Source organism: Kocuria sp. APC 4018 (assembly GCF_030407675.1).
GTDB lineage: Bacteria > Actinomycetota > Actinomycetes > Actinomycetales > Micrococcaceae > Kocuria > Kocuria rhizophila.
Genome location: NZ_JASDCY010000081.1, coordinates 1 through 8941 on the forward strand (window position 1 = coordinate 1; position 8941 = coordinate 8941).

An 8941-nucleotide genomic window follows, 5' to 3' on the forward strand; every position below is an offset into this window, starting at 1 on the left:
ACCACCCGCGTGGAATCATGGGGGCATGAGCAACGACGCACATCCCCACCCCATGAACATCTCCGGCGAGCACGAGGACGCCCCCCAGGGCTCGCCCGTCACGGAGCTCAGCGAGGAGCAGAGCTGGGAGCTGCTCCGCCAGGCCCGCTTCGCCCGGCTGGCCACCCGCGACGGGGACGAGATCGACATCACGCCCCTGAACATCGTGGCCGACGGCGAGAAGATCTACTTCCGCTCCGCCAAGGGCACCAAGGTGCTGCACCTGCAGCTGAACCCGAACGTGGCCCTGGAGATCGACCGCACCGCCGGTTCCGAGGCGCACTCCGTGGTGGTCCGCGGCACCGCGGCCATGATCACGGACGCGGACGAGATCAAGCGCGTGGAGGGGCTCGGGCTGCGGCCGTGGCTGAACACGGAGAAGATCGAGTTCGTGGAGATCACCCCCACGCGCATCACCGGCCGCGCGTTCCGGCTGGGTCACTGAGCGTGGCCCAGGCCGCCTCCGGTCCCGCCCGGTTCAGCACCGTCCCGGACGCACCCCGTTCCGACGACGCCGCCCTGGTCGCCGCCCTGCGCGCGGACCTCGCCGCGGCGGGCTTCACGGTGGACCGTGTCACGGACCTGGTGGGCCCGGAGGCCATGTCCGCGTGGTCTCGCGACCAGGCCGTGCCCGCCCGGCGTGCCCTGCGCGAGCGCGGGTCACAGGATCCTGCGCTGAGCGCCCTGACGGCGTTCTTCCTCCTGGGCGACCCTGTTCGGTCCTCCGCGCTCGACGCCGCCCTTCCCACCGTGGGTGCCGCCGGACTGGTGCGTCTCGGGCTGGTGGAGGGAACCTCCGAGCCCACGAGCACCGGCGGGGGCACCGGCGCAGACTCCGGCGCGGGCACCGGCGCAGGCGCCGACCCGCTGCTGAGCGCCGCGATGGACCTGCGCCCCTACGCCACGGACTCCTCCGAGGAGCTCTGGGTCGCGAGCGACCTGGGGGCCTTCCAGCGCCCGGGCGTGCTGCGCCACGACCACGTGCTGGGCATCGGTGGCGCCTCCACCACCCTGGTGCAGTCCACCCCGCGCCGCCCGGTGGCCACGGCCCTGGACCTCGGCACGGGCTGCGGCATCCAGACGTTCCACCTGCTGGCCCACGCGGAGCACGTCACCGCCACGGACATTTCCGAGCGTGCCCTGGCCACCACGCGCTTCAACCTGGTGCTCAACGCCCCGGCCCTGGGCCTGGACCCGGAGCACCTGGAGGACCGGGTAAGTCTGGAACTGGGCAGCATGCTGGAGCCGGTGGCCGGGCAACACTTCGCCATGGTGGTGTCCAACCCGCCGTTCGTGATCACCCCGCGCACCCCGCAGGAGACGGACACCGAACGCTTCACCTACCGGGACGGCGGCCTGCCCGGGGACCGGATCGTGCGGGACCTGCTCGCGGAGCTGCCCTCGGTGCTGGCCCCGGGCGGCACCGCGCACCTGCTCGCCAACTGGGAGATCCCGCGCGATCCCCAGGGCGAGCCCGAGTCCACGTGGTCCCGCGGCCCGGAGTCCTGGATCCCCACGGGCACCGGGGCGTGGGTCATCCAGCGCGAGCTGCAGGACCCGTGCGAGTACGCCGAGACCTGGCTGCAGGACGCCTCCCAGCAGCGCGATCCGCAGGCGTTCGACCGCGCCTACGCCGCCTACCTGGACGACTTCGCCTCCCGGGACGTGGCCGCGATCGGCTTCGGCATGGTGTGGCTGCAGCGCCCCGAGGACACCGAGCGCACGGTGAGCGGGACCGTGGAACCCGGCCGTGCGGCGTCGTCGTCCCTGCCGCGGATCTTCGAGACCGTCCCGCACCCGATCCAGCAGCCGATCGCCCCAGCCCTGGCCGCGGAGTGGGAGCGGACCGTGCGCCTGGGCCGGGAGGCGGCGGACGCCCAGAGCGGTGCCGCCGGGCAGCCCGCGTGGCTGGAGCGTCGTCTCACCGTGGCGCCGGACGTCACCGAGGAGCGCCACGGCACCCCGGGCGCGGAGGACCCGTCCCTGATCCTGCTGCGGCAGGGCGCAGGACTGCGGCGCACCGTGATCCTGTCCAGCGAGGCCGCGGGCTTCGCCGGGGTGTGCGACGGCGAGCTCAGCGCCCAGCAGATCCTCACGGCCCTGGGCGTGCTGCTGGGGTGGGAGGAGGGCCCGTCCGAGCAGCTGGTGGCCGAGATCGCAGGTCTCATCGCCCACGGGTTCCTGCTGGAGGTGTCAGACTGACCCCGTGGGCGAGCGCGTGATCCTGATCCGGACCACGGCCGCCCACCGGGTGTGAACGTCTGCACAGTCGCGAGACACAGCGGGGCCGGTGAGCCGCGTGACGTACGCTGACGTCTCAGACGCGGGACGAGACACCCCACGAGCACCAGACCGGGCGCCGTCGCCTACGCTGAACGGCGACCACCAGCAACAGACCCGCCCCGCAACCACGGGTCACGACGAGGAGCACCTTTGGCACCGAAGGCCACCAAGACCGCCGGCACGGGCAAGAGCCTGCTGATCGTGGAGTCACCGTCCAAGGTGAAGACGATCGCGGGCTACCTGGGGGACGCCTACGAGGTGGAGTCCTCCATGGGCCACATCCGTGACCTGCCGCAGCCCTCCGAGCTGCCCACGGACATGAAGAAGGGCCCGTACGGCAAGTTCGCGGTGGACGTGGAGCACGAGTTCGACCCGTACTACGTGGTGAACCCGGACAAGAAGAAGAAGGTCACCGAGCTCAAGCGCAAGCTGAAGGACGCGGACGCCCTCTACCTCGCCACCGATGGGGACCGCGAGGGCGAGGCCATCGCGTGGCACCTGCTGCAGGTGCTCAAGCCCAAGGTGCCCGTCTACCGCCTGACGTTCCCCGAGATCACCAAGGAGGCCATCGAGCGCGGCTTCGGCCAGCTGCGGGACATCGACCAGGACCTCGTGGACGCCCAGGAGACCCGCCGGATCCTGGACCGGCTCTACGGCTACGAGATCTCGCCGGTGCTGTGGCGCAAGGTGGCCGCGGGCCTGTCCGCGGGGCGTGTGCAGTCCGTGGCCACCCGTCTGGTGGTCCAGCGCGAGCGTGAGCGGATCGCGTTCGTGCCCGCCGACTACTGGGACCTCACGGGCCAGTTTTCCCGCCCCGAGGGCCAGGACGCCGGGCGCGCGTTCTCCGCGCGGCTGAGCTCCGTGGACGGCCGCCGGGTGGCCACGGGCAAGGACTTCGACGACCGCGGCCAGCTCAAGTCCCCGTCCTCCGGCAACGCCCCGGTCACGCTGGACGAAGCGGTGGCGACGGCGCTCGCGGCCGGCCTGCAGGACGCGCGCTTCTCGGTCCGTTCGCTGGAGACCAAGCCCTACACACGCCGCCCCGCGGCACCGTTCACCACCTCCACGCTGCAGCAGGAGGCCGCGCGCAAGCTGCGCTTCACGTCCCGCACCACCATGCGCGTGGCGCAGCGGCTGTACGAGAACGGCTACATCACGTACATGCGAACGGACTCGGTGGCCCTGTCCGACCAGGCCGTCAACGCCGCCCGCGCGCAGGCCAAGGAGCTCTACGGCCCGGAGTTCGTGCCGTCCTCCAAGCGCGTGTACGCCTCCAAGTCCAAGAACGCGCAGGAGGCCCACGAGGCCGTGCGCCCCGCCGGGGACACCTTCCGCACGCCCTCCCAGGTGCGCTCGCAGCTGTCCGTGGACGAGTACAAGCTCTACGAGCTGATCTGGAAGCGCACCGTGGCCTCCCAGATGCAGGACGCCAAGGGCGACACCGCCACGGTGCGCCTGGGCGCCACGGCCACCTCCGCCGCCGGTGAGCACGCCGGGGCCGACGCCGAGTTCTCGGCCTCCGGAACCGTCATCACCTTCCGGGGGTTCCTGGCCGCGTACGAGGAGGGCCGGGACGTGAACCCGGACCTCACCGCGGACTCCGGCAAGAAGGGCGCGAAGGACGAGGACAAACGCCTGCCCGTGATGGCCGAGGGCGACGCCCTGGACGCCTCCGAGGTCACCGCGGACGGGCACACCACCACCCCGCCGGCCCGATACACCGAGGCCTCGCTGGTGAAGACCCTGGACGAGCTGGGCATCGGACGCCCCTCCACGTACGCCGCCACGATCTCCACGATCATGGACCGCGGCTACGTGCAGGTGCGCGGTTCCGCCCTCATCCCGTCCTGGCTCGCGTTCTCCGTGGTGCGCCTGCTGGAGGAGCACTTCTCCGACTACGTGGACTACGACTTCACGGCGGAGCTCGAGGACGACCTTGACCGGATCGCCCGCGGCGAGGCCGAGCGCGTGAAGTGGCTCTCGGGCTTCTACTTCGGGGAGAACCCGTCCGAGCCCGGGCTCAAGCCCATCGTGGAAGACCTCGGGGAGATCGACGCCCGCGCGGTGAACTCCATCCCGATCACGGACGAGATCACCCTGCGCGTGGGCAAGTACGGCCCCTACCTGGAGTCCGGCGGCACCGTGGACCCGGAGACCGGGGAGATCACGGATCCCGTGCGCGCGAACGTCCCCCTGGACCTCGCCCCGGACGAGCTCACGCCGGAGAAGGCGCAGGAGCTCATGGAGATCGGCAAGGCGGACGGCCGGGAGCTCGGCGTGAACCCGGAGAACGGGCGCACCATCGTGGCCAAGGACGGCCGCTACGGCCCCTACGTCACCGAGATCGTGCCCGAGCCCACGCAGGAGGAGCTCGACGCGATCCCCACCGAGTACTACAAGAACGGCAACCCCAAGCCCAAGAAGATCGAGAAGCCCAAGCCGAACACGGCCTCGCTGTTCTCGTCCATGAACCTGCAGGACATCACGCTCGACGACGCCCTGAAGCTGCTGTCCCTGCCGCGTGAACTCGGCCAGGACACGGACGGTGAGACCATCACGGTGCAGAACGGGCGCTACGGGCCGTACCTGAAGAAGGGCTCGGACTCCCGCTCGATCTCCTCCGAGGACCAGATCTTCACGATCACCCTGGAGGAGGCCAAGACCATCTACGCGCAGCCCAAGCAGCGCGGCCGGCAGGCCGCGCGACCGCCGCTCGCGGACCTGGGCGCGGATCCCCTCACGGAGAAGCGCATGGTCATCAAGGAGGGCCGCTTCGGCGCGTACATCACTGACGGCGAGACCAACGTGACCGTGCCGCGTGCAGAGGCGATCGAGCAGATCACCGCGGCCCGGGCCTCCCAGCTGCTCGCGGAGAAGCGCGCCAAGGGCCCCGCCCCGGCCAAGGCCCCGGCGCGCTCGCGGGCCAAGAGCTCGACCGCCAAGAGCTCCACCGCGAAGAAGCCCGCGGTCAGGAAGCCGGCGGCGAAGAAGCCCGCCGCCAAGAAACCGGCCGCCCGGAAGACGGCCGCCACCAAGTCCGCCGCGAAGTAGCGTCCACCGTCCGCCCGGCATTCTTGGGGCCAACCGTCTGGTTCGCGCTCCGAGCTGGGCCGGGCACCGCACGTCTGCGAAAGTAAGGAACACCCATGAGGCTCTCCGTCCTGGACGTCGGCTCCAACACGGTGCACCTGCTCCTGCTGGACGTCTACCCCGGCTCCCGCCCGGAGCCTTACGCGTCCCACAAGGTGGCACTGCGGCTGGTGGACTACCAGGACGAGGACGGGCGGATCACGGACGAGGGCCGGGACCTGCTCACGTCCTTCGTGGTGGAGGCCCGGGACTTCGCGGTGGAGCACCGCGCGGAGGACCTGCTGGCGTTCGCCACCTCGGCCATCCGTGAGGCCACGAACGGCAACGACGTGCTGGAGCACGTGCAGTCCACCTCGGGGGTGACGCTCACGGAGCTGTCCGGGGACCAGGAGGCCGCCATCACGTTCTCCGCGGTGCGCCGCTGGTTCGGGTGGAGCGCGGGGCGCATCCTGGACTTCGACATCGGGGGCGGCTCGTTCGAGATGGCGATCGGCACCAATGCGCTGCCCACGGTGGCCACCTCCGTGCCGCTGGGCGCGGGTCGGCTGTACCGGGCGTACCTGGCAGGGTCCGACGTCGCCTCGCCCGCCCAGTTCAAGGCCCTGCGCAAGCACGTGCGCACCACCCTGCGCCCTGCCGTGGACCGGATCGCAGGGGGTGGGCACCCGAACCTCGTGGCGGGAACCTCCAAGACCTTCCGCTCCCTCGCCCGGATCTGCGGTGCGGCACCGTCTGCCCAGGGGCCGTACGTGGAGCGGCTCATGCACCTGGAGGACCTGCGGCTGTGGACCCGTCGCATGGAGGCCATGACCGTGGGTGAGCGTGCGGATCTGCCGGGAGTTTCCGAGCACCGCGCTGCCCAGGTGGTGGCCGGGGCGATCGTCGCGGAGACCGCGATGGACATGCTGGCCGTGGACACCGTGCAGATCTCCCCGTGGGCACTGCGGGAGGGTCTGATCCTGCGCCGCATGGACCGCCTGGCCCGGGACGCCACGAGCGAGACCGTCAACCCGAAGGACCTGGTGAACCGCCGATGAGCGAGACCCCCGCCGTCTACCGCCCGCACGTGGCGCTGTCCACGAGCTCGTTGTACCCCCAGGGCGTCCCGGAGACCTTCGAGGCCGCCACACGCCTGGGCTACGACAGCGTGGAGGTGCTGGTGACCCACGAGCGCATGAGCCAGCTGACCCACCAGCTGCTGGACAGCGTGCAGAAGTACCAGATCCCCATCTCCACCATCCACGCGCCCACGCTGCTGTTCACCCAGCAGGTGTGGGGCAAGTCCTGGACCAAGATCCAGATGGCCGCGAAGCTCACCCACCAGGTGGGCGCAGAGGTGGTGGTGGCCCACCCGCCGTTCCGGTGGCAGCGCAAGTACGCCAAGAACTTCGTGGCCGGGGTCCGGGAGGTCTCCCGCATGACGGACACCAAGATCTCCGTGGAGAACATGTACCCGTGGCGCGTGGCCGGGCGGGAGGCAGTGGTCTACTCCCCGCACTACAGCCCGCTGGGCCAGGACTACGATTGGGTCACGTGGGACTTCTCCCACGCCGCCACCGCCAAGATGGACTCCCTCGCGGCCGTGAAGGAGCTCGGGTCCCGGCTGGGCCACGTGCACCTCACGGACGGGTCCGGGGAGACGCTCGCGGACGAGCACCTTCTCCCGGGCCACGGTGTGCAGCCGGTCGCGCAGACCCTCGAATACCTGCGCGACCAGCGCTGGCAGGGCGTGGTGGGTGTGGAGGTCTCCACGCGCAAGTGCGAGACCCCGGAGCAGCGCGACGAGTGGCTTGCGGAGTCCCTGGACTTCGCCCGCCGTCACATGACGGTCCAGGGCTGAGGTGTCCGCCCGGAACGGGCACTGTCATTTGGCGAACCGCGCGCTCGCACCGGCAGCGCGGCCGTGGACGCAGCCGGGCGACGTCGCTGGGCCGGCACCGCGCGCGGGGACGGCCCCGCGGTTGCGAACCTACCCCTGCAGGCGCTCCCCGATCCGCCGGGAGATGGCGGAGACGAGGAACGTCAGGAAGACCACGTGGAACCCCATGGCCACGACCACCAGCGCGCGGGCCGTCTGCCCCACGGGGTGGATGTCCCCGTAGCCGATCGTGGCCAGGGTGACCACCGTGAAGTACAGCGCGTCGGTGCGCGTCTCCAGCCCCTCGAACTGGCCGGGAATCATGGACACCGCATGGAACGACAGGGCGATCACGGCCACGGCCACCATGAGCAGCAGGAACAGCCGGCCCACGGGGTCGTCCCCGCGGCGCAGGTGGCGGATGATCACCGCACCCACCACGGCCAGCCCCAGCAGTGAGGCGATGATGCGTCCCACCAGGTCGCGGTCCGGGTCCAGGGGGATCGCGTAGTACGTGGCGGTCACCGCCAGCAGCCCGATCACGGCCCGGACGGGGCGGATGGAACTGGTCAGACCGCGCCCGTGGGAACCACGCCGCGGGTGGGACGGGGGCTGCGTCTCAGACTGCTCCGAGGACATCGCGCACCTCCTGCCTCACCGGCGGACACGGAGCCGGCACGAGCAGACGCGGCGCGGCATCCGCGGACGCGGCGGAGCGGCGCTGCCCGACGCTCTGGTCGGCGCTGCACCCCCGCGAGGCACGGTGGAGGGAAGAGGACACACGGACTCCTGACTCGATGCGTGGTGTGCTGGGCCCAACCCTAATCGGGCCAACCCGCGAACGCCCCCGGTGCGTCTGCAGCTCCGCGGACTCCGTCAACGCCTCCGGTGTGCCCCGCGAACGCCCCCGGTGTGCCCCGCGCGGAAGGGACCGTCCGAGGTGGCCAGCGCGGCGACCTCGGGGACCGCCGGTGTGCCCCGTGCGGAACGGGCCGTCCTCCCTGGGTCCCGGAACTCTCACGGGCCACGGAGCACCCCCGCTCGCGGGCCCCCGGCGCGGCGCGGTACCGTCGAGGGAGCTTCCCGACCACCACAGCCCGTGAACGGCGCCACCCGGCGTGCCCGCGGGGCCCGAGAGGATGAGACACCATGGCTGAGCTGACACTGACGTTCCTCGGAGCCGGTTCCATGAACGGCTCCATCCTGCGCGGCGTGCTGGCCGCGGGCACGGAGGCGGGCGGCGTGCGCGCGACGACCCGTTCGGCGGCGTCGGCGGAGGCCCTGCACCGGGAGACCGGCGTGGAGGTCTTCGCTGGCGAGTCGGACCCGGAGGCCAACCGGAAGGCCGTGGCGGGCGCGGACATTGTGCTGCTGGGCGTGAAGCCCTACGCCATCCTCGACCTGGCCCGTGAGGTCGCGCCCGCGCTGGACCCCTCCACGGTGGTGGTCTCCGTGGCCGCGGGCGTCACCCTCGACGCGCTGCAGCGGGCTCTGCCGGACGGCCAGCCCGTGGTGCGCTGCATGCCCAACACGCCGTCCAGCGTGGGCCGCGGCGCGCTGTCCGTGACGCCGGGGGAGCACACCTCGGCGGAGCAGCTCGCGCAGGTCAAGGACGTCCTCTCCACGGTGGGCACCGTGGTGGAGGTCCCCGAGCACCTGATCCGCGCGGTC

Annotated in this window: 7 protein-coding genes; 6 read left to right on the forward strand and 1 reads right to left on the reverse strand. The window is 71.5% G+C overall.

Annotated features, from left to right (window positions below):
• Nucleotides 1-25 precede the first annotated feature (25 nt).
• From QL985_RS11295 to QL985_RS11315, 5 genes are all read left to right on the forward strand, one after another.
• Nucleotides 26-484, forward strand: a complete 459-nt coding sequence (locus QL985_RS11295) for a pyridoxamine 5'-phosphate oxidase family protein (RefSeq protein WP_039100588.1) — start codon at nt 26-28, stop codon at nt 482-484.
• A gap of 2 nt (nt 485-486) precedes the next feature.
• A complete protein-coding gene (locus QL985_RS11300) occupies nt 487-2241 on the forward strand; it encodes a methyltransferase (RefSeq protein WP_290147886.1) in 1755 nt (584 codons plus the stop codon).
• Nucleotides 2242-2472: 231 nt separating this feature from the next.
• Nucleotides 2473-5373 (forward strand): type I DNA topoisomerase, encoded by a 2901-nt coding sequence (topA, locus tag QL985_RS11305; protein WP_039100590.1) that lies wholly within the window; start codon nt 2473-2475, stop codon nt 5371-5373.
• A 95-nt stretch (nt 5374-5468) separates the two neighbouring features.
• The gene (locus QL985_RS11310; RefSeq protein ID WP_019311105.1) at nt 5469-6449 is read left to right on the forward strand and encodes an exopolyphosphatase; all 981 of its coding nucleotides are present in this window, start codon (nt 5469-5471) and stop codon (nt 6447-6449) included.
• Nucleotides 6446-7252 (forward strand): sugar phosphate isomerase/epimerase, encoded by an 807-nt coding sequence (locus QL985_RS11315; protein ID WP_019311106.1) that lies wholly within the window; start codon nt 6446-6448, stop codon nt 7250-7252. Before QL985_RS11310 ends, QL985_RS11315 begins: the two co-directional genes overlap by 4 nt.
• A 129-nt stretch (nt 7253-7381) precedes the next feature.
• Here the strand turns inward: QL985_RS11315 and QL985_RS11320 are convergent, their stop codons facing one another.
• The gene (locus tag QL985_RS11320) at nt 7382-7909 is read right to left on the reverse strand and encodes a potassium channel family protein (RefSeq protein WP_019311107.1); all 528 of its coding nucleotides are present in this window, start codon (nt 7907-7909) and stop codon (nt 7382-7384) included.
• A gap of 510 nt (nt 7910-8419) precedes the next feature.
• Here QL985_RS11320 and QL985_RS11325 point away from each other — a divergent pair.
• Nucleotides 8420-8941, forward strand: a 522-nt coding sequence (locus QL985_RS11325; protein ID WP_290147888.1) for an NAD(P)-binding domain-containing protein, incomplete at its 3' end; no start/stop codon positions are given.

Bases quoted from the DNA above. Each gene is read 5' to 3' on its own strand.
- QL985_RS11295 (WP_039100588.1), top strand. From the start codon at position 26: ATGAGCAACGACGCACATCCCCACCCCATGAACATCTCCGGCGAGCAC.
- QL985_RS11310 (WP_019311105.1), top strand. From the start codon at position 5,469: ATGAGGCTCTCCGTCCTGGACGTCGGCTCCAACACGGTGCACCTGCTC.
- QL985_RS11320 (WP_019311107.1), bottom strand. From the start codon at position 7,909: ATGTCCTCGGAGCAGTCTGAGACGCAGCCCCCGTCCCACCCGCGGCGT.
- QL985_RS11315 (WP_019311106.1), top strand. From the start codon at position 6,446: ATGAGCGAGACCCCCGCCGTCTACCGCCCGCACGTGGCGCTGTCCACG.